Source organism: Helicobacter valdiviensis, assembly GCF_003245365.1.
Classification (GTDB): domain Bacteria; phylum Campylobacterota; class Campylobacteria; order Campylobacterales; family Helicobacteraceae; genus Helicobacter_D; species Helicobacter_D valdiviensis.
This window is the reverse complement of sequence record NZ_NBIU01000029.1, coordinates 1-26,808: the sequence shown is the minus strand read 5'-3', so window position 1 is coordinate 26,808 and position 26,808 is coordinate 1. Positions and strand designations below refer to the sequence as shown.

The following is a 26,808-nucleotide window of genomic DNA, read 5'->3' as shown; positions in this document are numbered from 1 at the left end:
GATAGAGTTTCTAAACTTCATAGAATTAAAAGTATCAGGATTTATTCCTAGCTCTTTTGCAACTTCTTTAGCACTTATATTTTTTATTCCCTCACTTGCTAAAATATCTTTTAACTTTTCTATAATTTCTTCCATACAAAAGGGAGTGTTTTTAAAAGACTTAGATTTGTTTGTTATTGCAGTTTTAAAATGAATAGTGTTTTGCATAGATATTCCTTTATACTTTTTAGTATTAAAGCATAAAATTTCAAATTGCAAGAAAAGCTTTTAAAGTGAAAGAAAAATAAAAGCAAAAGAAGAATATTTGTGTTAGAAATCAAAGTGGAGAAAGTGGCACTTTGACTTCTAAAAGATAAAAAACAAATCCTACTTATAAAAAATATTCAATGCTTTTAAATCTATTCCTTTTAAAATTCTATATATCACATTTAAATAACTATCGCTTTTTGCCCAATTTGATAATGTTTTTGCTGGGACTTTTGTTATTTTACTAATCTTGTAATCGCTTAAACCATTCTCGCTTTTTAAAAAATATTCTAGCTCTTGCTTTTTAAAGCTTCTTAAAAAATTATAAAGATTTTTTTTATAATCTTTGTCGTTATTTCCCCAATTATAAAGCGTTGGAGCTGGAGTTTTTAGAAAACTAGCAAACTCATTATGTGAAATTTTATATTGTTTTTTATTGTTTGCAATCATTTTTTTAAGTGTTATTTTCTTAAAATTATCCCCTTCTTTATAGAAAAAATTACTTTCATTCATAAATAGTTTTTCATAAACAGGATTCACTACAATTTCTCCATTTCTGTTTAAAACGCCATATTTTCCATTTTCGCTAAACAAGCAATAAGAATCTTTATCGCTAAAACTTTGTATCCATTCACAATCTTCTAAAAGAATATTAAACTTTTTATCCATTAAGCCATATTTTTCATTTTTTATAAAAATGTAGTTTTTAGCTTTAAGCTCTGTTGTGTAAATTTGGTCGTATTCTATTTTTACAATAACTTCCCCTTTTTTATTAATGTAACCGCATTTTTTATCTTTTCTTACAAATGCTAAACCATCATTATTAAATGAATGGATATAAGTATAAATTGGTTTTATAATCACATTACCTTTAAAATCAACAATTCCAAACTTACTATTTAGCCTAAAAAGCAATCCAAAGTTATAACTTTTGCCCTCATAATAAAGATTTTTTAAGTTTTTGTGCTTATTAACAAAAAGATGTTCTTGCTCATCGTTATTAAATTCAAAGTAGTTAATGCTAAAATCCTCGATTACATCAAAAACAGGTTTTAAAACAACTTTATTATCTTCTCTTAAAATTCCAAATTTTCCTTTATCCTCAAAAGTAAAATACTTTACTCCTGCTAAAATATCAGTAAAAATAAGTTCTTTTTTTGTATTTTTCATTCTATGCCTCCTTATTTTTCAAAACTTCCACAAATTTCTTCTAAACTATAAAGATTTTTTTTGTATAAAATATAAGCTCCATCACTTAAAACTTTATTTCCTGCAATTTCTGCATTATCTGTAATAAATAATTTTACTTCAAAGTCTAAATCTGCCTTTTGGTGGTGGGTTTCAAGCTCTTTAAAATCACTTATAGTAGCCTCTAAGCTCTCTAGCTTTTTAAACCATTCCTCTAGTAATCTTTTTTGTGCTGTTGTCATTTTAGAAGTGTAAATTTTATCTCCAAAACCTACACTTACTCTAGCACCTTGCTCGTTAATACTATTGATGTAAAACATAAGCTCGCCATTTTTCTTTTGATAAACTTTAGAAGAGAAGTTGTTTAGCATTTTTTTCCTTTTTTTATTTTATATGGCGTTATTGTAACATAAAATAATAAAATTATTCTTAAAATTATTCAATATGGCATTAATATTTCATAAAAAAAATTTTAGAAAATATTTAAGAATTACATGTAACTATCCTATAAAACTTAAAGACATAGATAGTTACATATATTTTTAGAATAAAAGGTGGTTAAAATACGATTTATAGGCATTTAAAGAAGATAGTTACATCAAAATATTTTATAAGATTATTTTAAGCAAAAATGTAACTATCTCTAAAGAGTTTTTATTATTTTGGGATAGGAAATATTAGGTTCTAATATCGCATTTAACCAAGCTTTACACAGCTTTTAAACACTTATTTGGGATAAAACGGACATTTTGGGATATTTGGGATTTTTTGCACTTGTTTGCAGAAATTTAAAATGGCACTTTTTATATGCGTTAATATCGCATTTATGGGATTTTCACTAAAAATATCTTGAGATAGTTACATCTACTTTTTAAAATACCCCTCACAGAATTCTAATATATGTTTTTTTAAATTTTAATTCATTATTTTTTATTTAGGAAAATTTTAGCTAAAGTCTTTAGAATAACAAGAAGAGATTAAACTTTTAATATTTGTTATTAGACTATTATTAGTCTAAAGATTTTTGCAATGATAATGAAATAAACTCTATTAGTTAGCAATAAAATAAAAGAGGTTATTTAGTGGTTTTGCTTTTAGGGGGATGAATAGGAAAACTTTTTGAAGTTTTTATGGATTGTTATAATAATTTTGTGATCTTGTAATCTATAAAAGAGAGCATTTATAGTGATAAAATCCAAGAAATTTTGTGCTAATTAGAGTTTTAAGAAAATAATAAAAAGAGTAAAATTTTAGAGGCTATTTTAAAAATCATAGAGTTTTTGAGGATTAAAGGCTTTTAACAAAAGCTTCTACTCCTTTTAGAGTTTGAAGAGAATGGTGGGCAATAATTAGCTTGTTTTTGGGGATTAAAGAGAGGAGATTTTTTTTTGTGTTGATATTTAAAATTTCTGCTTTTGCAAAAATTGCTTTAGTAATATCGCTAGAATTTTCTATGTGAAAAATACAATCTAGCCCTAATTTAAAAGCGTAATCGCTAAAATCTTTTAACTCTTTTTGAGAAAGAAGACTGGGGGATAGGCAAATGCAATCACAACCATATACAAGAGCTTCTAAAATCTGATAATCATCTATAATAGGAAAATCATAAATTAAAGGCAAAAAGGTGTAGCGACGCAAATATGCAAGATTTTCTAAATCTTGTAAATAAAAGCATAGGGCATTTTCTTCATTAGTTTTTGCAATTTCTAAAAAGTTTTGTGAAGCTAGATGAAAGATTGCTTTTCCATTTTTTTCTTTAAGTAAAGCTTGAATAGAGCGTGGTTGGTAGGGTGTGTAGGCTAGGCTTCTGCCAAGCCATTCTTGTGGATAAAGTTTCTTTTTTTCTTCTATTTTGGCTTTAATTTTGTTTATATTCATTAAAAACTAATTTCCTTAATGTCTGCAATTTCTAAAAATTCTTTATAGATTTTAGCAATTAAGTGCTTTCTGTTATTTTTAAAGATTTCATCGGGCGCATTTACTAGCACTTTATCAAAAAATCTATCCAAAATAGGAGCAAAACTCAATAAAAGTTCTAGTCTTTTTTGGTAGTCTTCTTTGGCAATTTCTTGCGTTTGGTAGTTTTTTAATGCGTTAAAAAGCTCTATTTCCTCACTTGCTGTTAGCTTTTCTTCTATGATTTCTAGTGAGCTTTCTAAATCCACATCTTTTGTGATGTTGCTTAAGCGTTTAAAGGTTTGTGTGAGTGCGTTTTTATCTTGGCTTTCTAATGCAGAATTTAAAGCATTAAGTTTTAAAAACACTAGCAATAAATCGTGCTCTTTTGAGCTTAATACTGCACGGATTAAAGAAGGATTGAAAGGGAGTGTGGATTCAAGGCGTTCTAAAATGAAATTTTCCAAAAGAGTAATATCAAATTCGCTATAAAGATGTTTTAGTTTTAAAAGAATTACTTTTAAATCAAAATTTAAATTAAAATGCAAGATGATTTTAATAATACCATTTGCAGCACGCCTTAATGCAAAAGGATCTTTAGAGCCTGTTGGGATTTTATGGATACTAAAAAGCCCTAAAAGATTATCTAGCTTATAAGAAAGAGCGATAAGGGCACTAATGAGATTGCTTGGCATTGCACTTTCTTCAGAGTTTGGTAGATATTGTTCTTTAATAGCTATAGCTACGCGTTCATCATAGCGTGCTGCTTTAGCATAGTAGTAGCCCATAATCCCTTGTAGTTCTGTAAATTCATACACCATTTCACTCATTAAATCTGCTTTGGAGAGTAGGGAGGCTTGATCTAATATCTCTTGGACTAGTCCAAAATCTTGATAAGTTTCTATTAATCTTGCTTTAAACGCTTCGCTTAAGATTTTTACAATCTCTCGCTCTTTTTGCGTTTTGTCCCACATAGAGCCAAGCCCCTCAATAAAAGTAACGCTTTTTAGGCTTTCAGGGTTTAAACCATTTTTTAAATCATTATGGTAGAAGAAGAGTGCATCTTCTAATCTTGCACGCAATACTTTTGCATTTCCTTGTATGATATTGCTAAAATCTTTGGCTAGAGAATTTGAAACTACAATAAAGCCATTGTATAAAGCTTCTTCTTTGTAGGTAGCAAAATAGCGTTGATTGACTTTCATAGAAGTGATAATGCAAGGAGTTGGGATTTCTAAAAATCTTTCTTCAAATTCTCCAAAAAGAGCTGTAGGATATTCGGTGATAGCGATGATTTCCTCTAAAAGTTCTTGATCTAGTTCTACTTTAATATTATTTTTTGCTTCAATATCTTTAATCTCTTTTAAGATTTTTTCTTCTCTCTCTTTTGGATTTAAAATGATGCAATTTTCTTGCAAGGTTTTTAGATAATCTTGTAAATTTTGCACCTCTTTTGGTTCATAGCTTATGGAGCGATGCACAAAGGTGTAAGTTTTAGATTGCACTCCATAGGCACAAATGGGAACTAATTTATCATCTAGTAAGGCTAAAATAGAGCGGATAGGGCGGATAAAGGCTTCTTTTTCTTCTCCCCAACGCATTGTTTTTCCAAACTCAAGAGATTTTAAAAATTCACAAACAATTTGTTCTAAAAGCTCAAAAGAAGAAAGTGATTTTGCTTCCTTTTTGCAATAAAGCACCTCTTTACCATCTTTTGTGGCAAGTGTTGCTTCTTCTTTGGAAATTCCACATTTTTGAAAAAAGCTTAAAGCTGCTTTTGTAGGGTTGCCTTCATTATCATAAGCAATTTTGCTAGGTGGACCAAAAAATTCTAAAATTTGTGCTTCTTGCTCTTTTTTAAAGTTTTGTGAAAGGATTACTAGGCGTCTAGGTGTGTAAAAAAAGTCAAATTCACAGTCTAGGCGGTATTGTTTTAAAAGAGCATGAAATTTTTTAGGAATATTTGGAAGCTCTTTTAAAAAGGGAACTGCTGGGATTTCTTCAATCCCAATTTCTAATAAAAGCGAAGTTGTCATTATAAAATACCTCTTTGTAAAATTTTAAAATTGTATCAAAAGTAATAAAATAAAAGCTTTAAAAAAAATTTTTTAGGATTTTTATCTATTTGATAAGTTATAATTTCAAAATATTAATGGGAGGGTTTATAAAAAGTTATGATTTTTAGAGAGCATTTTATAGAGTGGTTAATTGTTTTAACTTTGTTAGCATTTGTAATGTATCTATTGCTAGGCCATAGAAAACTGTTAAAACAAATTAGTAGTGAGCAAAAAAGTTATGCAGGTATTTTGGATAAGCAAGAAGAAATGCAAAAACTTAGCCAAGAATTAGCAGTGCAGTTAGAGCAGGAAATTGCACAAAGAATTCAAAGCGATTATACTAAAGAATATTTGTTTGAAAATAGTGTTAATGCAGCCCTAATCGTGCAGGCACAAGATTTAAAGGTTATTAAAAATAATAGTGCTTCTAAAGAAATTTTTCATAAGGATATGTTAAATTGCAATATTTTAGAGTTGTTTGCTGATAAAGAGTTAAAAAATTATGTTTTTGAACAAATTAACCTTTTAAAAGAGAATAAAATCCGCAGAAGTTTTAGGGCAAATCTTACTTTGTCAGATAAGGTGAATGTGCCCTTGCTCTTTACATTACATCTTTTTAGTTTTGCTGAAGTAACAATGATTTATTTTATGGTGGTTGATTTAAGTTATGTGGTGTGTTTAGAAGAGAGACTAGAATATAAAAGAGCTATGCTTATGCAAAAGGGTAAAACTGAAGAGCTTGGTAAAATGATAGGAAATATAGCACACCAATGGAAACAGCCCCTAAACTCTATTAGCTTAATTGCACAAAACCTTAAAAGCTATTCTTTAAAAAATGAAGAAGAACAAGAAAATTATGAAAGATATTTAGGGATGTTAAATACTCAAGTGCAATTTATGGCAAAAACTATTGATGAATTTAGAGAGTTTTTTAAGCCTAATAAAGAAAAAACTTGCTTTAAGGTTTATGAGGTATTAGAAGAAACATTAAAGCTTTTTTATTCCAAAGTGGATAGAGAAATGAATGTTAAATTACGCAAAAGCAAAGGTTTTGAAAAAGTGCAAATTTGTGCTAGTAAAAATGAGTTCCAGCAAATTATTATTGTTCTAATAGAAAATGCTATGGACGCAATTAGAGTAAGGCTTTCTAGAGAAGAAATAAAAAAAGGAAAGATAGAAATTGTATGTGAAAAAGAAGAGGAATTACCATTTTGTAACATTAAAGTAAGAGATAATGGTGGGGGAGTAAATAAGGAGTTACATGATAAAGTTTTTGAAGCCTATTTTACGACTAAGGAGCATGGAAGCGGAATTGGATTGCCTATGGTGAATATGATTTTAGAACAAATGGCGGGGAAAGTTTTTTTTGTGGATAATAAAAATGGTGCAGAATTCCGCATACAAAATCCTTGTATAAGTGAAACAAAAACTTAAAATCACTATAATCATAATTAAGTATTGAAAAAATTAAGGAGTTAGATGTTTAAAACGATTAGATCAAAAATTATTGTTATGATAGTTGTATTTTTAAGTATTCTTTTTAGTATGGTTTTTTTAAATCTGCAAAATGGCTTTAATAATATTGCAAAAAATAATTCTTCTAGCGAGTTAAATAAGCTAAATGCTTTGTTATATGAGGGTTTAAAGCTTGCTATGAATACAGGAGATCCTTTAGTAATTAATGGTTTTATTAGTGCTTCTAAGAAGATTGAAGGTGTGGCGGGATTAGAAATTTATCCCTCACAAAAAGTAATTGAAATGATGGCAGATCCTGTAGAATTTACACAAGATAAAGAGATTTTAGATATTTTTGCAAATAAAAAAGAAAAAATAGTGCCTTTTGCAAGTGAGAAAGATAGTGGATTTTTAATGCTAAAGCCAATAGTGGCCGAAGAAGCTTGTGTGATGTGTCATGTTAGCACGCAAGTAGGAGAGCCACTAGGCGTTGTTAAAATGCAAATTTCCAATAAAGAGCTTGTTGAAAATTCTAATGAGATTAAAAAAGAAGTGTTTTTATGGATGTTTGGGCTTAGCTTTATAGCGTTGATGTTTTTGCTATTTGTGTTTAATCATCTTGTTTTTAATCCTATTAAAAATCTTGCAGGTGTGGCTTATGATATTTCTCAAGGCGAGGGGGATTTAACAAGAAGATTGCCGGTAAAAAATCAAGATGAAATTGCAAAAGCAAGTTCTTATATTAATGATTTCATACAAAAAATCCGCAATACTATTGAAAGTGCCAAAGACTCAGCACATCAGAGTAAGCAGCAGGCAAATAGTCTTTTTGAAGCCTCTAATCAGATTAATGAGAGAATTCATACAAGTGTAGAGGTTACAAAAGAGAGTGCAAAACTTGGAAAAGAAATAGGAGAAATGTTAGAGGTATCCTCAAAACTTGTAGAAACAAGTGCACAAGATATTAAAAAATCTTCTAAAGAGCTTTTAGATACTAAAGAACTTTTGCTTAAAATGGCAGATGAAATGCAAAATAATATGGCAGCCGAACATGCAATATCGGATCGTTTGGAGCAAAATGCACAAGATACCAATAGAATTAAAGATGTTTTGACAATTATTGCAGAAATAGCAGATCAAACAAGTCTTTTGGCTCTTAATGCTAGCATTGAAGCAGCAAGGGCTGGAGAGTCTGGGCGTGGCTTTGCTGTGGTTGCTGATGAAGTAAGAAAACTTGCTGAACGCACACATAAGAGTTTGGGTGAGATTAATGCGGTAGTCAATTTGATTATTCAAGCAAGCAATGATGCTAATGAAGTAATGCGTCAAAATGTAGAAAATACTTCTAAGATTACGCAAATGTCTATACAAAGTGGAGAGATAGTAGAAGCAAGTGTAAAGTCGCTTGAAGAAGCAGTAAGAGAATCTAGTATGTCTTTGCAAAAAACAAATGAACTTGTAAAGGCAGTGCATAATGTGCTAGAACAGGTGGAAAAAATAGAAGATTTAACTTATAAAAACAATGAAAGTGTGGAGCTTATTGATAAAGTTACTAAAGAGCTTGCAAATAATGCAAACTTATTAGATAAGCAACTAGATTCTTTTAAATGTTAGCTTTCAAAATCAGTAGTATTGAAGAAATCTTCAATAACTTTTCTGGTTTCTTTGGGGTCGCTTAGGGTGTTAGCAAGGTTTCTAAAATCGCTTGCACCCCTTAATCCTTTAGAATAGGCATGGAGATTTTTTCTAAACATAATCACTCCATAATCTCCTCTAAATTCTATGCTTCTATCAAAATGCTCCAAAATAACTTTTTTACGCAAACTTACAGATTCTTCTAAACCTTCTTTAATCTGTGTAAAAATCCAAGGTTTTTCAATGGCGGCTCTTCCTATCATTAAGCCATCAGCACCGGTTTGTTCTTTTACTTGTTTTGCAACTTCTTTGGAGGTGATTTCACCATTTGCAATGAGGGGACATTTTAAAGTTTGCTTCATTAGGGCAATGGAGTTGTAATCAATTTTGTCTTTTTTGTATCCATCGCTTTTGGTTCTTCCATGCACTACTACATAATCAATAGGTGCATCATTGAGTGCATTTGCAATTTCTAGTGGAATTTTTTTGTCAAATCCTAAACGCACCTTTACACTTAGAAATGGAAGAAGGCTAACCTCTCTTAAAAGCCTTAAAATACTGACTAATTTGTCTAGGTCTTTTAGAAGAGAACTGCCACTGCCATGGTGGGAAACTTTTGGAGCAGGGCAGCCACAGTTTAAATCTAAAATTTGAATAGTATCTTTAAAAGTGTTAATAAGCTCCACAGCCTTTTTGATAATTTCTAAATCATTGCCAGCAATTTGTAGGGCAAATGGGTTCTCTAGGGGGGATTTTTCTACCATTTTGAGTGTTTTTTTGTTTTGGTAGGCTAGGGCATGCACGCTAATCATCTCGCTAACTGTAATGTCTGCACCAAATTTTTTTACCACCTCTCTAAAAGGAAGATCGCTATAGCCTGCTAGAGGAGCCATCATAAGAGTGTTGTCTTTTATAATATTCAAAATCATCCTTAAATGTAAAATAAATTTGCAATCTTAACAAAAAACACACAAAGTTTTATTAAAATACGAATATATTTATAGTTTAAAGGAGAAAATATGAAAAAGTTTTTCTGTAGAGTTTGTTTATTAGGTTTATGTATGGTTCCAGTATTTGCAAATGGTGATGTAGATATTAATGGACAAATTACAAGCGTCAATGATGCAAAGAAAACTATTACTCTTATGGGTGCAAATGGAAATATTGAAATTAAAGTTTTTCCTTATACAAAGTTAAAGGGTGATGATTGTGGTGTTTTTGGCAATGATACACATGAGAAATTTAACGCATTAAAAGAGGGAATGTTTGTAGAAGTAGAAGCAATCCCACAAGTAGATGGAACTCTTGGTGCAAAAGAAATTGAATGGAAATGCGGAAATAGAGCCTATTAAGATTAATGAGTATTTTTATGAAAACATTTATTTTTGTGCTAACTTTCTTGGTTTTAAGTAATTTGGCAATAGCTAAGCATTTTAAATTAGAAGGCGTTATTGTGGGTTCTAATAATGAAGAAAAAACTATTGAAGTAGATTCACTTTATGGGGAGCGTCTTAGTATTAAAATTTTACCCAATACAGAAATTGATATGGATAATTGCGGTCCTTTTGGTAGTGATAAATATGGAACTTTTAAGGATTTAAAAAAAGATACTTATGTAGAAATTAAAGTATATTATCCGCAAGGAATGCAGGGTGATGTCCTGCCTGTAGCTAAAGAGATTGAAATAGAGTGTCATAAGCCAAAGGCGTATTAGTTAAAAATACAATCCCATAAGGAGCGTATTTTTCTCTTGCTTCTTTAAAGTTTTGTTCCTTTAAAAAAAAGTAGATTTTGCATTTGCTTTTTTCAATTTCTTTTAAAAAAGGTAACTCTTCTTTTGGGTTTATGAGTGTTAGGGTTTGGATTCTTTTGGGTTGCATTAAGCTTTGAAAGGTAAAAACGCAAGCCTCTTTAGAGTTTTCTTCCACGCCTATAATGCTAAAATCACTCATAAGTTGCTTTGGGAGGGTTAAAGAAAGTTTGCCAAAGATTTTCAAATAAACTGCCTACTTGCAATATTTTCAATTTCTTTGTAGTCTATTTTTTCTTCTTCTAATAATTTTAATGCAATGGCTTTTAATTGTTTTTGGTAATTTTTAAAAAAATCAAACATTTGTTTTTTGCACTCCTCTAACAACAAAACACAATCTTCTTGCTTGCCTATTAAAAATTCACCCATACCATAATTCTCTATCATTTTTTGGGCTAGATTTTTTGCTTCTTTTAAATCTTCTTTAGAATAAGTATATTTTTCATTATAAAGAAGTTCTAATGCTGCAATCCCAGAGAGCAGAACTTTAAGTTGATTGGTAAGCTCATTTTTACTAGCAAGTTCTTTTGTGTTTTGCTTGTTATCTTCATTGCTTAGTGAAACTTTATCAAAAGAAAAACCAAAATAATAATTTGCAAAAGCCTTGGCAGCTTTATAATAGGCTAGTATCTCTTTTTCTTTATCTTCTAAATTTAATTTCTTTTTGGTTCCTAGAACAATTTTATTTTTAACATTTAACACATCTTCTTTTGTGATAATTTTAGAATGTCTTTTTAGAGCAAGTAATCCTGCTTCATTCAAAAGTGCTGCAAGATCTGCGCCACTAAAACCTACGCAATGCCTTGCAACCTCTTCATAATCAAAATCACAAGTTTTATTTCTTGAATGCACTTTTAAGATTTTGATGCGTTCTTGCAAATTAGGAAGTTCCACATATACGCGTCTATCAAATCTTCCACTTCTAAGCAATGCTTCATCCATAGATTCTATATTGTTTGTAGCACCTATTACAATCACGCCATTGCTATCTTCAAAGCCATCCATTTCGGTTAGAAGTTGGTTAAGTGTGGCTTCACGCTCATCATTTCTTCCTCCTCCTCTTGCTTTACCTACTGCATCAATTTCATCAATGAAAATAATAGAGGGAGCGTTTAATTTAGCTTTTGTGAATAAATCACTTACCTTTTTAGCTCCCATTCCTACATAAATTTGCACAAAACTAGCACCGCTTTGATAGAAAAAAGGCACTTTAGCTTCTCCAGCGACCGCCTTTGCAATGAGTGTTTTTCCAACTCCTGGGGGGCCAATTAATAATACACCTTTTGGAAGCTTTAGTCCAAAATCTTGATATTTTTTGGGATCTTTTAGGTAATCAATAATTTCTTCAAGCTCTGTTTTTGCTTCGCTAATTCCTGCTACATCTTCAAAGCTAAGATTTGAAATCATAGGTTTAATTCTATATAAATCAAAAGCAGCATTTGCATAGTCTTTTGCCGCTTGGCTTTGTAAAGTGTTTTGAGAATTTGTTAAAGATTGTTTGGAGGGTTTTTTTTGTAAAAAAAGCAAAAGGATAATCACAAGAAAAATTCCACCAAAAATAAAAAGGGATAAATTATTGTTTTCTTTTGCAATAGATATGGGGACTTTTTTACCAAATTCTTGTAAATCAAGGCTATCTTTTGCGATTTTATATGAGGTATTTTCTAGGTTAAAATAGAGATAATCTCCTTTTATTTTTGCATTTTGTGGGAGGGTATTTTGCATAAGATTTTGAAGCTGTGTAGAGCTTATAAGTTCGCTTTTATCTTTAGAGATAAAAACAAAAAAAAGTAATATGGCAAGGAAAAAGGCTAAAAATGCAAAGATTAAAATTCTAGATTTCTGCATAGTTTTTATCCTCTTTAGCGGTAAAATTTTTAATTTCTAGCCAAGTGTCTTTTGTGTAAAAATTTTGTGATTGGATTTCTATTTTATTGTAATATTCATCTAAACCAAGAAGTTTAAAACCCCCATTAAACTCTTTAGTATCTTCAATAAGAACTTTTAGGGGGATTTTATTTTCTTCTAGTTTTTTTCTTAGGGCAAAATTGTTTTCTTGTGTGATTTTTTCTAAGATTTGCTTGCGATTTCTAGCAATATTTCCAGGAACATCTGCTTTAAGTAGTGCAGATTTTGTATTGTCTCTTTTGCTGTAAATAAAACTATGTAAATGTGTAAGAGGCAGTGCTTTAAAGTTTTCTAGTGCTTCTTGCCATACTTCTTCGCTTTCTTGTGGATGCCCTATAATATAGTCGCTACCAAGTGCAAATCCTTTTTGTGCTAGGAAGTTAAAAAGTTCCAAATCTTTTGGGTAGGTATTTTGGCGATTCATAAGCTTTAGCATAAAGGGAGAAGTGTGCTGGAGTGCGATATGTAGATGTCTTTCAATTTTTTGATTTTCTAAGAGTTCTAAAAATTTTTCATCAATTTGAGAAGGCTCTAGGCTACCAAGTCGCAAACGCACCACACCATCAATTTGGCAAATTTCTCTAACGAGTGTGCTTAGACTTTCTCCCACATCTTTCCCCCAGCTTCCCATATTTGTGCCTGTTAGGATAAATTCACTAAAACCATTTTGGGCTAAAATGTTAATTTGCTCTAGTATTTTTTTAAGTTCAAAACTGCGTGCAGAACCTCTAACACTTGGGATAATACAATAAGAACAAGCAAAATCGCAACCTTCTTGAATTTTAATAAAAGCACGGCTTTTGCCAACAAATTCTGTGATGATTGTGCTATCAAGGCTATTTAGTTCACCCTCATCTAAAAAGGAGTTTTTAGCATTTAAAAGTTCATTGATTTTTTCTTTTAAAGAATGTCCAAAAACTCCAAAAACAAGCCCTTTATTGAAAAGCTCTTTTCCTTGAGTTTTTACACCACAACCTGTAAAATAAATCCTTTTTCCCTCATTTTGCAAACGATTCACATAATTTCTAACTCCACTATCTGCACCATTGGTAACCGTGCAAGAATTTACCACAACAATATCGCTATCTTCCTCATAAAGAGTGTGTGAAAAATCCTGCAAAGAATTAATCATAACCTGTGTATCAAAAAGATTTGTCCTGCACCCAAAAGTTTTAAAATAGACTTTTGGCTTATTAGAAGTATTCATATTTGTCCTTTAAGAAATGGGCGGAATAATGCCATCGGTTTTGGGTAAAATATCTCCTCCGCTATAAACTGTTGTGCTAGGATAAGCAATTGTGATATTGGGTTCTTTTAAAATTGCGTCAATAATTTCTGCACTTATGCTACTTCTTAGTGCTAAAGTAGCATAGGCATTTGTAAGATACCATACAGAAATTCTAATACCATTAGGCTCTAATAGACTAAAAACGCGTGGTTCTACATTTGTATTTTTAAGAGAGAATTTATCACGCATCTTATTGAATTGCTTTTTTGTAGATTCTGTATAGCCTTTAGCGTATTTTTTGGCACATTCTCTAGCAATGTGACATGCTTTTGCATGATCGGATTGGAAAGTAATTGTAAAATCAATCCCGTCCCATACAGTTTTTAAACCTCCATGGGAATAGTTTGAAAACATTGTAGTAAAAATAAAGTTGTTGGGAATAAAAACGATTCTTCCTGCTCTTCTATTTTCCATATAGCTTGTTAAAGTGATATCTTCATACATAGTAATGCGTAAAATAGAGATATCCAAAACATCGCCTAAATAGGTAGCGCCTTCTTTGATAACCTTAATGCGATCGCCTACATGCACAGCACCTCCTACTACAATAACTATCCAACCAAGCAAAGACATAAACCAGTCTTTCATAGCGATTGCTAAACCTGCAGAAGCAAAACCAAGCACAGTTACAAGATAAGTAACATTATCTAAATATGCAAAAAGCAAAATGAGTATCACTAAAGTAATATTTAAAAAATTGATGATTTTATTGGTAGTATAGATGCGTTCATTATCGTGAATGTATTTTTTCACTCCTATTTTTACAAATAAAGCAAATACAAAGAGAAAAAGAATGGAAAAACCTATATAGGCACCTTTTATAATTTGATTTTTGATTTGTTCTTTGAGGTTTGAGATATTTTCATCACGATTTTTTGTAAAAATTTCTAGGGTGGTATTGAAAATATTTTTCGCAGATTGTAGCTCTTCTAGGGCTAGGATATTTTCTTTTATTGCAAGCCTTATATCTGCTTCTTTATTGAAGAGGCAATAATCTTTAGTGCAGATTTGTGAAATTTTTTGAGTATATTCTGCATTTGTGTAAAAAATAAGCAATTCTTTTAAAAGTGTATCTTTGTCTTTTAGTTGCTTAAGATTATTTTCTAAATCTGCAAAATTGCGTTCCAACCGCTCTTGCTCTTGATTAATAAGCTTAATATAAGAGAAAGCTTGAATAATAAGAATAGGATTTGTAACAGAAGGTATATCTTTTAAATCATGGGGTTGGATTAACTCGCTAAAGGGAGCATCTTTATAGGGACTTAAGAGTTCTCTTTGGCGTTTTAGAGTGTTGAGATTTCTTTGTAGGTTTGAAAGATGGTTTTGCTCTTCTATGTTTAAATGTCTATTTTCAAGTTGTGTAATTTCATTTTGTGTTTTGTTAAGCGAATAGATGATTTGTTTATAAGCTACATAATTGGAGTATTTTTTCATCCAGACATTATTGGGATTATTTAAAAAAAGATTGATTTTAGAGATTTTTTCATCTAAAAGTTTAATTTGTTTTAAATCATTGCTAAAAACTTCTGCTTTAAGCAGTCCCAAAAAAATAAAGCTAAAAGCTAAAAACTTTATAAAAAATTTCATTCAAAACTCGCTAAAGTTTCCAAAAGAAGTTCTTTTGGGAGATTGTCTTTTATGACAAAAGCACCTATTTTGTTGGGCAAAATAAATTTTATTTTATGATCTAGACTCTTTTTATCCAAAAAGAAATCAGAATAAAATGCTTCTTTATTGTTGATTTTATAGTGGGTAGGCAGATGGAATTTATTAAGAAGATTTTTAATGTTAGTAAATTCTTCATTAGAGATAAGATTTAATTTTAAAGCCAGTGTATTTGCCATAATCATTCCGATGCTAACTGCTTCTCCATGTAGAAATTCACTAAAATTACCCAAGCGTTCAATGATGTGTCCAAAGGTATGCCCATAATTTAGAGCAGCTCTTATTCCTTTTTCTCTTTCATCTTCTAATACGACTTTTGCTTTAATGCTAACAGCCCTATAAATAATTTCTTTTAAGATATTGGTGTCTTCTAAATTAGCTTCTTGTAAGAAAGTGAAAAAATCCCTATCAAAACAAACAGCCATTTTGATAATTTCTGCTACTCCTGCACTAAATTCGCGATTAGGTAAGGTTTGTAGAAAATAGGTATCTATATAGACGGCTTTTGGTGGATTAAAAAGTCCTATGAGATTTTTTCCAAAGCGGTTATTGATACCTGTTTTTCCGCCTACGCTTGAATCTACTTGTGAGAGTAGGGTGGTTGGGATTTGAAGGTAGGGAATACCACGCATAAAAATGCCAGCCGCAAAGCCAACCATATCTCCAATAACCCCTCCTCCTAGTGCTATCATTAGAGAATTGCGGTTTAGGCGATGGTTAAATGCAGCTTCTAAAATAGTTTCAATACTGTTAAAATTTTTGTATTCTTCCCCATCTTGTAAGCAAATGCAATAAATTTCATTAGCGCTAAAATGGGATAAAAGTTTATTTAAATGCAAGCCAGCAATCTTGGAGTTGGTAATAATTAAGACTTTTCCATCGTGAGAAAGTTTGGGAAGCTCTCCAAAATGAATGGAATATGTTGGCAAATGAATGCAATCCATAACTACCTCATTATTGATTGTAATTTTTTAAGATTTTACCAAGTTTTGCTTTATTTACTCCTTATAAGTATAGGTTTTAAGAGAATATTTGTATTTTTTTAAAAGAAGTGTAGATATAATTCCTAAAAATGATTATTTTAAGGAAGCTATATGTTTAAAGCATGGTTTTTTTTGATTTTGGCAATTGTTTGTGAAGTTTTTGGGGTTTCAGTGGTTAATTATGCACAAGTTGGGGGTAGTAAAATTTTAGTTTATTGTATTTTGTTTTTTATGATTGGGATAGCATATTATTTTATGTCACTTTCTATTAGGAAAATTAGTGTGGGGGTGGCTTATGCTATTTGGGAGATTGTTGGTCTTTCATTGATTACGATTATTGCACTTTTTGTTTTTGATACGGAGCTAAAAACACAAGAATATATCGGATTAGCATTAGCAATTATTGGGATTGTTTTGGTGAATTTGGGTGAAGAACATGGAGAACAAAATGTTTAATATTTATTTAGTTTATGTGATTTTAGCAGCACTTTTAGATATTGTGGCAAATTTGGCTTTAAATAAATCTAATGGCTTTAGAAATTATAAATGGGGAATTTTATCTATTTTGCTTGTTTGGCTTGCTTTTTATTTGCTAACTTTAAGCTTGGAGGGAATGAAATTGGCAGTTGCTTATACTTTATGGGGAAGTATTGGGATTTTAGGGACTACACTTGGAGGATATTATTTTTTTAATCAGAGGTTGAAACCTATTGGTTGGGTTGGAATTTTTGTGGTGATTTTGGCAGTAATCACTCTAAAGAGCGCTTAAAAGCTCTTTAGATGGTATCAAGTTTTTCTTTTAAAAGACTATCAAGTATTGTTACAACTTCTAAGCTCGCTTTTTCTGCTTTTTGGAAATGTATGCTAATTTCCTCTAGGCAATCTTGTGCTCCATTGTGTTTTTTCATGAGTTCATATCCAGCAATAATGCTGCTATGAACGCCCTCATGAGAGCTTTCTAGTTTACTATAGCTAGGAAGCATAGAGAATTCTAATTTACCATTTCCGCTATCATACCATTTTCCTAGACGGCAATCATGATGTCCTACAAATTGTGCTTCCATATTTTCACTAAAGATAGAGCTGTAGCCATTGATTTTAAAGAGTAAGTGATCTAGTTTAACTAAGCCTACAAAAGTAGTGTAGCGGATAATATCTGTTTCTTTTAAGATTTGATCTGCAGAATTGCGGATAGATTCTAAAGATTGGTTTTCATTGTTTAGTTCTTCCATGCCTTGTAAGATTTCATCTGTAGAGGCTTGAACGCTTGAGAAATTTTGTTGCACAATTTGAATATTCATTTCAATTTCTTTTGTTGCCTTTTGTGTGCGTTCTGCTAGTTTTCTAACTTCATCTGCTACTACTGCAAATCCTCTCCCATGCTCTCCTGCTCTTGCAGCTTCAATTGCAGCATTGAGTGCTAGAAGGTTGGTTTGATCTGAAATATCGGTAATGAGCGAAATAATACTTGCAATGGCAGTGAAATCATTTTGAACTTGCTCTATCATATGATTAAATTCAGAAAGTTTTTCGGTCATACTTGCAATGCCATTTTCAAGTTTTGCTTGAGTGCTTTGTGTTTGTTGGATATTGTTTGTGGAATTCTTCTTTGTGTCTTCTAAAAGATTGACGGATTTTGCAAAGTCATCTTGGAGAACTTTGAGATTTGTCGCACAACTTGAAGCTAACGCAAGCGTCATATCTTTAAAAGCTTCTGTGCATTTTGGAGCTTTTTCAGATTTTACAAGATCAATTTCTTGAGTAAGAGCTTGATTTTCTGCTTCTAAGCGAGCAATTTGTTCTTTTAAGGCTTTATTTTGTTCTAAAGCTTTTTTGAGTTCTTCTTTAAATTGATTACTGCCAAACATTTTAAATCCTTTCTTAAATTTGATAAAACAAAGATGTGTCATCAAAAGTGTAAATTTAATTTTACTATTTTACAACAAATTACAAAAAATTTAAATAAATTAAATATAATTTTAAATAGAAATTAAAATATAATTTATGATTAAGTTAAAACTACTTATTTTTTATTAAATTTAAGTGATTTAAAGTTAAATAGCATTAAAATTTATGTAAATAGCTAATCTTAAAATATTTAAAGAAAGGGTGGAATAAAAATAATTTGAGTGAAATTCTGCTCTATTCTTAAAGAAGTTAAAACAATAATAAAAATAATTATGAAAAATTTGGTAGCGGGGGGCGGATTTGAACCACCGACCTTTGGGTTATGAGCCCAACGAGCTACCGGGCTGCTCTACCCCGCGATAATAATCTAAAAAAGAGAAAAACTATTTTTAGTTATAAGTTCTTATATAATAATGTAAGTTTAAAAAGTGGCTGGGGTACAAGGATTCGAACCTCGGAATGCCTGGACCAAAACCAGGTGCCTTACCGCTTGGCGATACCCCAATAACGAGCCGAAATTATACAAAAAGTTTTTACTAAAGTCAAGAGTTTTACAAAACTTTAAAAAAAAAAGGTTATACTTCGTAAAAATTATTTAATGAAATTAAATGCCTTAGGCAGTAAAATCAAGGTGAAACTATGCAAAATGAAGCAATTTTAAGAGTAGAAGAAGCAATCAAAGCAATCAAAAATGGAGAGATGATTATTGTGATGGATGATGAGGATAGGGAGAATGAGGGAGATTTGGTGATGGCAGGAATCTTTAGCACACCTGAAAAAATTAATTTTATGGCACAAGAGGCGAGGGGGCTTATTTGTGTATCTATTACTAAAGAATTGTCTTTAACACTTGATTTACCTCCAATGGTGAGTAAAAATAGCTCAAACCATGAAACAGCTTTTACTGTATCCATTGATGCAAAAGAGGCAAAAACAGGAATTTCAGCATATGAGAGGGATTTAACCATTAATCTTATGTGTAAGCCTAATACTAAGCCAGAAGACTTTGTGCGTCCAGGGCATATTTTTCCTCTTATTGCAAAAGAAGGAGGAGTGTTAGAACGCACAGGGCATACCGAAGCAAGTGTGGATATTTGTAAATTAGCAGGTTTAAAGCCTATTAGCGTGATTTGTGAAATTATGAAAGAAGATGGAATGATGGCACATAGAGGGGATAAATTTTTAATAGATTTTTCCAAAAAACATCATCTAAAAATTCTTTATGTATCAGATTTAGTGCAGTATCGTTTGCAGTTTGAACAGCTTATTAAGATTGTTGGCACTAAAGAGGCGGAATTTTGCGGTAAAAAGACGCAAAAGATTGAAATACAAGATCATCTTAATAGAATCCATCGTGTTTTTAAGTTTAAAGATAGCAAAGAGCCTTTGGTGAAATTCCACCATATTAAAGAGGATGTGGACTTTATGGAAAATGGTGCAGAGTTTAACGCACTCATAAAAGCGGTGGAAAAAATGTCACAAGAAGGGGGGTATCTAGTGTGTATGCAAACCCATAAGCAAAAAGACATTAAAGGAGTGGGGATAGGTGCTCAAATACTAAAAAGTCTTCAAGTGCAAAATTTTAGACTTTTAAGCACAAGCGAAGTGGAACAACAAAGTTTGATGCTTGGTGGTTTTAATCTTAAAATGATTGATAAGATTGAATTGGATTAGGGCTGTTTTATGAAAAAAGCACTTTGTATTTTAAGTGGGGGTATGGATAGCACATTGTGTGCATATTTGGCTAAAAAAGAAGGTTATGAAATTGTGGCTATCCATTTTAATTATGGACAAAGAACACAGAAAAAAGAAAAAGAATGTTTTGATGCAATTTGTAAGGAATTGCAAGTGTATAAAAGCTATTCTTTGGATATGGATTTTTTGAAAGTAATAGGTGGGAATGCACTTGTAGATACAAATTTGGCAGTTCCAAAAAATGAATTAGGAAAAGTAGGGGAGGTGCCTATTACTTATGTGCCTTTTAGAAATGGAGTATTTTTAAGTATAGCAGGAAGTATCGCAGAAAAAGAGGAATGTGAGCGTATTTATATAGGGGTAATTGAAGCAGATGGCAGTGGATATCCAGATTGCACGGGAGATTTTATCAAAAAAGCACAAGAATTTATTAACAAAGGAACAAAAGAATGTTATAGTGTAGAGATTTGCACTCCTCTTTTAAAAATGAAAAAGGTTGATATTGTTAAAAAGTCTTTAGAACTTGGTGTTCCTTTGGAGCTTACATGGTCTTGCTATGAGGGTGAGGATGAGGCATGCGGGGAATGTGATAGTTGCCTATTACGCCTTAGGGGATTTAGAGAGGCGCAAAAAGAGGATAAAATACCTTATAAAAATTCTCTTAATTTTTTAATGTGATTTATAGGAATAAATAGGGAAAATTTGAATAGCGTTTGTAGGGATTAAAATTTATAGAACTCACAAAGCTTATCTATTGCCATTAGAATTGCTGTATTATCGCAAATAAATATAAAAATTATGCGGTAATCTAGCAAAAATAACTAAGATACTTGAATGATCTGTTAAATATCACAAAGGTTTGACTGCATTTTGCAATCAATTAAGTCTTTGTGAGTAAAAATGAAATATTTGCATGATACTTGGATAAAAGTTTATTATAAAGCAATCAAATATTAGTATTTCTAAAAAATAATAAAGAGATATTTTACTTAAAATTAATATAGCAAAGGAAACCTTAATGCAATAAAAGGCTTTTAAAAATGAAAAACTTGCAAGTAAATGCAAAAATATTTGTATTCTTTAATCTTTACTAAAGTAGTGGCTTTAATTTCCTTATTGTAAAATTTTTACAATAAGGAGCAAGAGATATATAATAAGTAGATAAAGCTATCTTTTAAAATCTTGCAATAAAAAATATGGAATTTAATAATATTTGTGGAAAATAAGGGAATATTATTGAAGAATTTTAAATTTTAGAAGCAAAAGGCTAAACAATAAATTTTACAAGTTTTTAGAAGCTCAATAATAATTTAAAGATTTAAAATTAAATTAACATTAATAGGCAAAAGAGTTTTGGAAGTAAATGTTGTTGAAGCAAAAAACTTAAATTGTCTCTTATTTTGCATTATTTTTGCCTTGTAACATCCCTGCTTCATATAAGAAAATAGAACCATCATAAGGGATATTTTTAATTGCATCTTTTCTGGCAAAACTTAGATAAAGATTTTCTTTAGCTCTTGTAACTGCTACATAAAAAAGTCTTCTTTCTTCCTCTAAACTTCCTCCTTGACTCATGAGTTTTTTATTGGGAAACCTCCCCTCCATTAAATCTACAATATACACCTCACCAAATTCTAAGCCCTTGCTTGCATGGATACTTAAAAGATTTACCCCCTCTCCCTCGCTCATCTCGCTAGAACCAAGAACCATTGCATTTAAAAATCTTCCAAGTTCTTTATAATGTCCTGCTAGATTTTTAAGTAAAACTACCTTTTTTTCAATGCGTTCTATTGCTTCTTGTCGTTTTGTTTCATTGATATTTCCTTCTTTAGTAGTGGCACGATCTTTAGCTAGTTTTTGTGCTACGCTCTGAAAAATGGGCATAGAAGCAATTTTGCTAATAATTTCATAGGGGCGTTTTTCTCCTCTTAAGGTTTTAAAAAATATATAAAGTGCATTTAAAAATTCTGCTCCCTCTTTATGAATTTTAGAATGGCTTAAAATTACATTATTTTTAAAGCCTTCTTCTACCACATTAGAAAACCGCTCTAAACTTGCTTGTTGGTAAAAGTCATCAAAGAGACCAAGTTGCGTGTGCTGTGTTTTTCTTTTATAGGGTTCTTTGATTTCTTTGTTAGGATTTAACATTCCATAGATTAAATTCCCATCGCCTAGTAGCAATAAACCCTCATAAATATCTTTTGCTAGTGCATTACCTATACCTTTTGCATGGCTTAAAATATGGATAAAGGACATCATATCCTTAGGATTATATAAAATTGAACAAAGATTTAAAAGATACACCACTTCTTTAGAATCAAAAAAGCTAATACCTCCTTTTCTGCGTGAGGGGATGCCAATTTCTCTCAAACTGGCTTCAATGCCATCAGCGCTTGAGTTATTGCGGAAAATCACAGCAATATCACTAAAAGCACGGTTTGTAAGTTTGATTTTGTTTGCAATGCCTTGATATTGTAAAAACAGTTCATCATATACTAAAAGTGTGGGAGCACCAAAATCTTGCGTTTTTACTACTTCTAAGGTTTTGGGATAAATTCTGGGATTTTTTTCAATGACTCTATTTGCAAGATTTAAAATAGAAGCACTAGAGCGATAATTTTTTGTTAAACTAAAAATTTTACCATCATTATATCTTTCCTTAAAGCTTCCAATAATACTAATATCTGCTCCATTAAAAGCATAAATGCTTTGATCATAATCTCCTACGCAAAAAATAGAGGGTGGATTAAGAGCGTTTAAAATGGAGTCTTGAAGAGGATTTGTGTCTTGGTATTCATCTACTAAAACTTCTTTAAAATGGGGTTTATCTTCTAAGATAGCCTTTTTAAAATCTAGTAACAAATCATTATAATCTACATAATGGTATTCCTTTTTAAGTGCGGAAAATTCCTCCCAAATATCCAAATAAATCTCTGCATAACGCTCTTGCTCTGCATTTTTTCCTTTTAGCCATGAGGCAAAGTCCTCGCTGATTGTAGAATTAAAATATAAAGAAAAAAGGTCATAAAGATAATTGGCTCCATAAGGAGTTAAAATAGAAGCTTCCATAAAAGTGCGTTTTTCATAAATGCTTTTAAAAAGCACTTTAAGTTCGCGAGGTTGTTTTAAGACAATGGAAAATCTATTTTTTAAATAGCGATAAGCAACAGCGTGAAATGTCCCTGCTTCAATTTGTTTTACTACTTCGCTAGAAAACTTTTTCTCTAGTCTTGCCAACATTTCTTGGGCGGCTTTATTGGTAAAAGTAAGTAGTAAAATTTCATTAGGCTTAATGCCATTTTGTAATAAATAAGAAATGCGCCCAACAATCGTAGAAGTCTTTCCAGTTCCTGCAGAAGCAATCACTAGATTGTGTCCGCTAGGTGCTAGACAAGCTTCTTTTTGCTGGGTATTTAGTTGTGAGAGAGGCAAGCTAGATTATTCTTTAATATAGCTTTTAATAGATTCAGCAACACCAAAGCTAGGATATTCTTTAGCATTTAAAACCACTTGAGCTAAAGTGCTATTATCACAATTAATCACAATAGGAGCTAGAAAATTAATTCTAATTTCGCTTTCTTTTTCTCTTACAAATACACAAAAAACTTTGATATTGGAATTTGCCTTAATATCAAGTAAAGTTTGAGTAACCGCAGGAACTTCAAAAGAATATTCTCTCACTTTATAGGGATTTACTAAAAGTAATTGGGAATCTTTTCCAACCATAGATAAAAAGGCTAATGCACCATCATCTACCTCTGCAAAATCCACTTCACTTACTTCTTCAAAACCTAAAATGGGAGATTTTACCAAAATCCTCTTTGCTGTCATATTCACTCCTTTAATTTTAAAATATGAAATTCTTTTTGTATTCTACCATAATCCTTTGCTTTAATTCACAAGTTATCGTTTTTTTGGTAAAATCCAAAATTCACAATTCAAAATTGAATATAGCAAAAACCATTCCATATTTTTAAAAAGGCACTTTATGCAAGATAATCAAGAAAAAAAAGAAACAACAAAAAATACCTACGATCCAAAAGCTATTGAAGAAGCTTTTTATGCGTTTTGGGAAAAACAAGGATATTTTGAAATAGATGGCAACAAAGCCATTCAAAAAGAAGGTAAAAATTTCTCTATTATGCTTCCACCCCCTAATGTAACGGGAAGTTTGCATATAGGACATGCACTAAATCATACTTTAATAGATATTATCACACGCTATAAAAGAATGAATGGCTATAAGACACTTTGGCAACCTGGTTTAGATCATGCAGGGATTGCTACACAAAATGTAGTAGAAAAAAAGCTTTTAGAGCAGGGCATTAAAAAAGAAGAATTAGGTAGAGAAGAATTTGTAAAAAAAGTGTGGGAGTGGAAAGAGCAAAGTGGAGGAATGATACTAAAGCAAATGCGAAAGCTTGGCAGTTCTCCTGCTTGGAGTAGAACACGCTTTACTATGGATGAGGGTTTGCAAGAGTGTGTTAAAGAAGCCTTTGTAAAACTCTATAATGAGGGCTATATTATACAAGGCAAATATCTTGTAAATTGGTGCACACACGATGGTGCATTGAGTGATATTGAAGTGGAATACAAAGAAAATAATGGCAAGTTATACCATTTGCGTTACTTTTTAGAAGATTCTAAAGATTATATTGTTGTAGCAACCACACGCCCTGAAACCTATTTTGGTGATAGTGCTGTTATGGTAAATCCAGATGATACTCGCTACTCTTCATTAATTGGTAAAAAAGTAGTTTTACCAATTATTAATAGAAGCATTCCTATTATTGCAGATTCTTATGTGGATATGGAGTTTGGAAGTGGTGCTGTGAAAGTAACTCCCGCCCATGATGTTAATGACTATGAGGTAGGGAAACGCCATAACTTAGAGCAAATTGTCGCCTTTGATAAATTTGGAATTTTAAACGAACTTGCAGGAGAATTTCAAGGTCTAGAGAGATTAGAAGCTAGAGAAACTATCGTGCAAAAATTGCAAGAACTTGGCTTTGTAGAAAAAATAGAGGATTATAAAAATCAAGTAGGGCATTGTTATCGTTGTGGAAATGTCGTAGAGCCTTATATTTCAAAACAATGGTTTTTAAAAAAAGAAGTAGCAAAAAAAGCAATTGAAAAAATCAATGCAAATGAGGGCAATTTCTTTCCGCCACAATGGAAGAATAACTATAATGCGTGGATGAGAGAACTTCGTGATTGGTGTATCTCAAGGCAACTTTGGTGGGGACATCAAATTCCTGTTTTTTATTGTGAATGCAATCACCAGTGGGCAAGCACTAGCACTCCGCATTCTTGTCCTAAATGCCAAAGTAATAATATTAAACAAGATCCAGATGTGCTAGATACTTGGTTTAGCTCGGCTTTATGGCCTTTTTCAACACTTGGATTTGGAAATAAGGAAATTGGCAAAAATACATTATGGAATGAAGAGGATTTAAAAGAGTTTTATCCTAACTCTTTAATGATTACAGGATTTGATATTCTTTTCTTTTGGGTGGCTAGAATGCTTATGATGGGAGAATATTTCTTTAATAAGCTTCCTTTTCCAGATATTTATTTACATGCACTTGTAAGAGATGAATTTGGACAAAAAATGAGTAAAAGTAAAGGCAATGTAGTAGATCCCTTGGAAGTTATAGAAAAATATAGTGCAGATGTATTGCGTTTTACTCTTGCTATACTTTGTGCACAAGGAAGAGATGTAAAGCTTTCTACCAACCAATTAGAAATTAGTAAAAACTTCACAAATAAACTCTATAATGCTTGTAACTTCTTGCTTTTAAATGCACAAAACTTCAAGGATTTAAAAGATTTGGGAGAATTAAAAACACCATTAGGAAAATATTTAGCAGAGCTTTTATCTAATACTATTTGCGAAGTGCGTCAAAATATTGACAACTATCGTTTTAATGATGCTGCTAGCACTCTTTATCGCTTTTTGTGGGGTGAATTTTGTGATTGGGGAATTGAGCTAAGTAAAGCTGATAAACAATCTATAGAAGAGCTTGGAGCAATTTTTAAAGAAGCTATGTTGCTTTTGCATCCTTTTATGCCTTTTATTAGTGAGTATTTGTGGCACAAGCTTAATGGAACTACTTTAGAAGAGTGTGGCTCTATTATGGTAAAAGAATATCCAACTTTCTCTTATGCTAATGCAAATAATTTTAAGATATTTGAACTAATTTTAGACTCTATTATTTCTATTAGGAGATTAAAAGCGAGTATTGATTTGGCAAATCAAAAAATTCCTCTAGCCTATGTGAATTTAGCCCTAGAAGACAATCTAAAGCCTCTTTTTAAAAGCTATGTTTGCAAACTTGCTAAAGTAGAGGAATTGGAATTTGTTTCGTATAAGCAAGAAAAATGTATTGCAGACATTACAGAAAAGCTTGAAAGCTATATTCCAACTACAAGCATTGATTTATCTCCTATCATTGCGAAGTTAGAAAAACAGCTAGAAAAAACGCAAAAAGAAGTAACTAAACTAGAAAATATGTTAAATAATGAAAAATTTGTCGCGAATGCACCTAAAAATGTCTTAGAAACAAATCAAGAAGCTTTAAAAGAGCAAAAAGAAAAGCTAGACAAAATTAACAAAGAATTAAAAACACTTAAGGCTTAATAAGGGGTTTTTATAAGATAGGTTTATTGTCTTTTGCAATGTTGATAATAGAGAAGCTATAAAGGCTTTATTTTCTATTTATAGGGTTTTGAAAGTCCATGGCAGCCTAAAGACTCACAAAGCACAATCAATAAACCTATCATTTATAAATAGTGATAAAAAACAAAAGAGTTTAAATAAAAGGCAAAAAGAAAAGATTCTAACCTGCTTATTTTAACTTTGCTGGGGTTGTGAATTCCTCATTACGCGAGCGGGAGTTCCACTCCCTGCACCTACCTGAAGCCTCCGTCCCACTACGCTACGCTTGCGGGGAGCTTTGTTCTTTACCTTTAGAAGAATTTTTTAAAATGCTTTAAATCTAAGTTAAGCAGGTATTAACTAGAAACTTATTGTTTTGTTAGATATGTTTTATTCTAGTTTCTTTTTGAAACTAG

The 26,808-nt window shown here is 31.3% G+C and carries 22 protein-coding genes, 2 tRNA genes and 2 pseudogenes; 9 read left to right on the top strand and 17 right to left on the bottom strand.

The window, feature by feature from the left end:
- The 5 genes and pseudogenes from B6S12_RS08615 to glyS form a co-directional block, all read right to left on the bottom strand.
- Positions 1-207 (bottom strand): annotated as a pseudogene (locus B6S12_RS08615) (hypothetical protein); the annotation flags it as partial.
- Positions 208-366: 159 nt separating this feature from the next.
- On the bottom strand, positions 367-1,416 hold the full coding sequence (locus B6S12_RS08610) for a WG repeat-containing protein (protein ID WP_111230388.1): 1,050 nt from the start codon (positions 1,414-1,416) through the stop codon (positions 367-369).
- 11 nt (positions 1,417-1,427) lie between these two features.
- Positions 1,428-1,805 carry a hypothetical protein gene (locus B6S12_RS08605; RefSeq protein ID WP_111230387.1) on the bottom strand — a complete coding sequence of 126 codons (378 nt, stop codon included), beginning with the start codon at positions 1,803-1,805 and terminating at the stop codon, positions 1,428-1,430.
- A 916-nt stretch (positions 1,806-2,721) separates the two neighbouring features.
- Complete coding sequence (locus B6S12_RS08595) at positions 2,722-3,312, bottom strand: beta/alpha barrel domain-containing protein (RefSeq protein WP_111230386.1); 591 nt, start codon at positions 3,310-3,312, stop codon at positions 2,722-2,724.
- Positions 3,312-5,366, bottom strand: a complete 2,055-nt coding sequence (gene glyS, locus B6S12_RS08590) for a glycine--tRNA ligase subunit beta (RefSeq protein WP_111230385.1) — start codon at positions 5,364-5,366, stop codon at positions 3,312-3,314. Before glyS ends, B6S12_RS08595 begins: the two co-directional genes overlap by 1 nt.
- Before the next feature lie 138 nt (positions 5,367-5,504).
- Between glyS and B6S12_RS08585 the strand changes: the two genes are divergently transcribed.
- Both B6S12_RS08585 and B6S12_RS08580 read left to right on the top strand, forming a co-directional pair.
- On the top strand, positions 5,505-6,821 hold the full coding sequence (locus tag B6S12_RS08585) for a sensor histidine kinase (protein ID WP_111230384.1): 1,317 nt from the start codon (positions 5,505-5,507) through the stop codon (positions 6,819-6,821).
- 45 nt (positions 6,822-6,866) lie between these two features.
- On the top strand, positions 6,867-8,456 hold the full coding sequence (locus B6S12_RS08580) for a methyl-accepting chemotaxis protein (protein ID WP_111230383.1): 1,590 nt from the start codon (positions 6,867-6,869) through the stop codon (positions 8,454-8,456).
- Here B6S12_RS08580 and B6S12_RS08575 read toward each other — a convergent pair.
- Complete coding sequence (locus B6S12_RS08575) at positions 8,453-9,406, bottom strand: tRNA dihydrouridine synthase (RefSeq protein WP_111230382.1); 954 nt, start codon at positions 9,404-9,406, stop codon at positions 8,453-8,455. The two genes, B6S12_RS08580 and B6S12_RS08575, sit on opposite strands and share 4 nt — an antisense overlap.
- Positions 9,407-9,496: 90 nt before the next feature.
- Here B6S12_RS08575 and B6S12_RS08570 point away from each other — a divergent pair, with 90 nt between their 5' ends.
- Positions 9,497-9,829, top strand: a complete 333-nt coding sequence (locus B6S12_RS08570; RefSeq protein WP_111230381.1) for a DUF5666 domain-containing protein — start codon at positions 9,497-9,499, stop codon at positions 9,827-9,829.
- Between the two features lie 17 nt (positions 9,830-9,846).
- Positions 9,847-10,191 carry a hypothetical protein gene (locus B6S12_RS08565; protein ID WP_245892632.1) on the top strand — a complete coding sequence of 115 codons (345 nt, stop codon included), beginning with the start codon at positions 9,847-9,849 and terminating at the stop codon, positions 10,189-10,191.
- Here the strand turns inward: B6S12_RS08565 and B6S12_RS08560 are convergent.
- The 5 genes from B6S12_RS08560 to aroB are packed head-to-tail and all read right to left on the bottom strand — an operon-like array spanning position 10,148 to position 16,092.
- Entirely contained in the window at positions 10,148-10,474 is a 327-nt protein-coding gene (locus B6S12_RS08560; protein WP_111230380.1) for a hypothetical protein, read from the bottom strand. The two genes, B6S12_RS08565 and B6S12_RS08560, sit on opposite strands and share 44 nt — an antisense overlap.
- The gene (locus tag B6S12_RS08555) at positions 10,471-12,135 is read right to left on the bottom strand and encodes an AAA family ATPase (RefSeq protein WP_111230379.1); all 1,665 of its coding nucleotides are present in this window, start codon (positions 12,133-12,135) and stop codon (positions 10,471-10,473) included. Before B6S12_RS08555 ends, B6S12_RS08560 begins: the two co-directional genes overlap by 4 nt.
- Positions 12,122-13,402 carry a tRNA (N(6)-L-threonylcarbamoyladenosine(37)-C(2))-methylthiotransferase MtaB gene (mtaB, locus tag B6S12_RS08550; protein ID WP_111230378.1) on the bottom strand — a complete coding sequence of 427 codons (1,281 nt, stop codon included), beginning with the start codon at positions 13,400-13,402 and terminating at the stop codon, positions 12,122-12,124. Before mtaB ends, B6S12_RS08555 begins: the two co-directional genes overlap by 14 nt.
- A gap of 9 nt (positions 13,403-13,411) precedes the next feature.
- The gene (locus B6S12_RS08545) at positions 13,412-15,070 is read right to left on the bottom strand and encodes a mechanosensitive ion channel domain-containing protein (RefSeq protein WP_111230377.1); all 1,659 of its coding nucleotides are present in this window, start codon (positions 15,068-15,070) and stop codon (positions 13,412-13,414) included.
- Positions 15,067-16,092, bottom strand: coding sequence for a 3-dehydroquinate synthase (gene aroB / locus B6S12_RS08540; protein WP_111230376.1), 1,026 nt, complete (start codon positions 16,090-16,092; stop codon positions 15,067-15,069). Before aroB ends, B6S12_RS08545 begins: the two co-directional genes overlap by 4 nt.
- 150 nt (positions 16,093-16,242) lie before the next feature.
- Between aroB and B6S12_RS08535 the strand changes: the two genes are divergently transcribed.
- Entirely contained in the window at positions 16,243-16,587 is a 345-nt protein-coding gene (locus B6S12_RS08535) for a DMT family transporter (RefSeq protein WP_111230375.1), read from the top strand.
- On the top strand, positions 16,580-16,900 hold the full coding sequence (locus B6S12_RS08530; protein ID WP_111230374.1) for an SMR family transporter: 321 nt from the start codon (positions 16,580-16,582) through the stop codon (positions 16,898-16,900). The genes B6S12_RS08535 and B6S12_RS08530 overlap by 8 nt, the downstream gene beginning before the upstream one ends.
- A 7-nt stretch (positions 16,901-16,907) precedes the next feature.
- Here B6S12_RS08530 and B6S12_RS11825 read toward each other — a convergent pair whose 3' ends face one another.
- From B6S12_RS11825 to B6S12_RS08515, 4 genes and pseudogenes are all read right to left on the bottom strand, one after another.
- Positions 16,908-17,363 (bottom strand): CZB domain-containing protein, encoded by a 456-nt coding sequence (locus B6S12_RS11825; protein WP_425454663.1) that lies wholly within the window; start codon positions 17,361-17,363, stop codon positions 16,908-16,910.
- Positions 17,343-17,606, bottom strand: a pseudogene (locus B6S12_RS11820) (methyl-accepting chemotaxis protein); the annotation flags it as partial. The gene B6S12_RS11825 and the pseudogene B6S12_RS11820, both read right to left, overlap by 21 nt.
- A 715-nt stretch (positions 17,607-18,321) precedes the next feature.
- A tRNA-Met gene (locus B6S12_RS08520) sits at positions 18,322-18,398 on the bottom strand.
- Between the two features lie 70 nt (positions 18,399-18,468).
- Positions 18,469-18,543, bottom strand: a tRNA-Gln gene (locus tag B6S12_RS08515).
- Positions 18,544-18,678: 135 nt separating this feature from the next.
- Here B6S12_RS08515 and B6S12_RS08510 point away from each other — a divergent pair.
- Both B6S12_RS08510 and queC read left to right on the top strand, forming a co-directional pair.
- The gene (locus B6S12_RS08510; protein ID WP_111230372.1) at positions 18,679-19,713 is read left to right on the top strand and encodes a bifunctional 3,4-dihydroxy-2-butanone 4-phosphate synthase/GTP cyclohydrolase II; all 1,035 of its coding nucleotides are present in this window, start codon (positions 18,679-18,681) and stop codon (positions 19,711-19,713) included.
- Positions 19,714-19,722: 9 nt separating this feature from the next.
- Positions 19,723-20,412: a 7-cyano-7-deazaguanine synthase QueC gene (gene queC / locus B6S12_RS08505; protein WP_111230371.1), complete on the top strand. Its 690-nt coding sequence runs from the start codon at positions 19,723-19,725 to the stop codon at positions 20,410-20,412.
- A gap of 717 nt (positions 20,413-21,129) precedes the next feature.
- Here the strand turns inward: queC and B6S12_RS08500 are convergent.
- The gene (locus B6S12_RS08500; RefSeq protein ID WP_111230370.1) at positions 21,130-23,166 is read right to left on the bottom strand and encodes an ATP-dependent helicase; all 2,037 of its coding nucleotides are present in this window, start codon (positions 23,164-23,166) and stop codon (positions 21,130-21,132) included.
- A gap of 6 nt (positions 23,167-23,172) precedes the next feature.
- Positions 23,173-23,565, bottom strand: a complete 393-nt coding sequence (gene fliW, locus B6S12_RS08495) for a flagellar assembly protein FliW (protein WP_111230369.1) — start codon at positions 23,563-23,565, stop codon at positions 23,173-23,175.
- A gap of 157 nt (positions 23,566-23,722) precedes the next feature.
- Here fliW and B6S12_RS08490 point away from each other — a divergent pair, with 157 nt between their 5' ends.
- Positions 23,723-26,374 carry a valine--tRNA ligase gene (locus tag B6S12_RS08490; RefSeq protein ID WP_111230368.1) on the top strand — a complete coding sequence of 884 codons (2,652 nt, stop codon included), beginning with the start codon at positions 23,723-23,725 and terminating at the stop codon, positions 26,372-26,374.
- The last annotated feature ends 434 nt before the right edge of the window (positions 26,375-26,808 follow it).

Excerpts from the sequence above, each read along its gene's own strand:
- B6S12_RS08610 (WP_111230388.1), bottom strand. The coding sequence starts at position 1,416 with ATGAAAAATACAAAAAAAGAACTTATTTTTACTGATATTTTAGCAGGA.
- B6S12_RS08605 (WP_111230387.1), bottom strand. The coding sequence starts at position 1,805 with ATGCTAAACAACTTCTCTTCTAAAGTTTATCAAAAGAAAAATGGCGAG.
- B6S12_RS08595 (WP_111230386.1), bottom strand. The coding sequence starts at position 3,312 with ATGAATATAAACAAAATTAAAGCCAAAATAGAAGAAAAAAAGAAACTT.
- glyS (WP_111230385.1), bottom strand. The coding sequence starts at position 5,366 with ATGACAACTTCGCTTTTATTAGAAATTGGGATTGAAGAAATCCCAGCA.
- B6S12_RS08585 (WP_111230384.1), top strand. The coding sequence starts at position 5,505 with ATGATTTTTAGAGAGCATTTTATAGAGTGGTTAATTGTTTTAACTTTG.
- B6S12_RS08580 (WP_111230383.1), top strand. The coding sequence starts at position 6,867 with ATGTTTAAAACGATTAGATCAAAAATTATTGTTATGATAGTTGTATTT.
- B6S12_RS08575 (WP_111230382.1), bottom strand. The coding sequence starts at position 9,406 with ATGATTTTGAATATTATAAAAGACAACACTCTTATGATGGCTCCTCTA.
- B6S12_RS08570 (WP_111230381.1), top strand. The coding sequence starts at position 9,497 with ATGAAAAAGTTTTTCTGTAGAGTTTGTTTATTAGGTTTATGTATGGTT.
- B6S12_RS08565 (WP_245892632.1), top strand. The coding sequence starts at position 9,847 with ATGAAAACATTTATTTTTGTGCTAACTTTCTTGGTTTTAAGTAATTTG.
- B6S12_RS08555 (WP_111230379.1), bottom strand. The coding sequence starts at position 12,135 with ATGCAGAAATCTAGAATTTTAATCTTTGCATTTTTAGCCTTTTTCCTT.
- mtaB (WP_111230378.1), bottom strand. The coding sequence starts at position 13,402 with ATGAATACTTCTAATAAGCCAAAAGTCTATTTTAAAACTTTTGGGTGC.
- B6S12_RS08545 (WP_111230377.1), bottom strand. The coding sequence starts at position 15,070 with ATGAAATTTTTTATAAAGTTTTTAGCTTTTAGCTTTATTTTTTTGGGA.
- aroB (WP_111230376.1), bottom strand. The coding sequence starts at position 16,092 with ATGGATTGCATTCATTTGCCAACATATTCCATTCATTTTGGAGAGCTT.
- B6S12_RS08535 (WP_111230375.1), top strand. The coding sequence starts at position 16,243 with ATGTTTAAAGCATGGTTTTTTTTGATTTTGGCAATTGTTTGTGAAGTT.
- B6S12_RS08530 (WP_111230374.1), top strand. The coding sequence starts at position 16,580 with ATGTTTAATATTTATTTAGTTTATGTGATTTTAGCAGCACTTTTAGAT.
- B6S12_RS11825 (WP_425454663.1), bottom strand. The coding sequence starts at position 17,363 with ATGGAAGAACTAAACAATGAAAACCAATCTTTAGAATCTATCCGCAAT.
- B6S12_RS08510 (WP_111230372.1), top strand. The coding sequence starts at position 18,679 with ATGCAAAATGAAGCAATTTTAAGAGTAGAAGAAGCAATCAAAGCAATC.
- queC (WP_111230371.1), top strand. The coding sequence starts at position 19,723 with ATGAAAAAAGCACTTTGTATTTTAAGTGGGGGTATGGATAGCACATTG.
- fliW (WP_111230369.1), bottom strand. The coding sequence starts at position 23,565 with ATGACAGCAAAGAGGATTTTGGTAAAATCTCCCATTTTAGGTTTTGAA.
- B6S12_RS08490 (WP_111230368.1), top strand. The coding sequence starts at position 23,723 with ATGCAAGATAATCAAGAAAAAAAAGAAACAACAAAAAATACCTACGAT.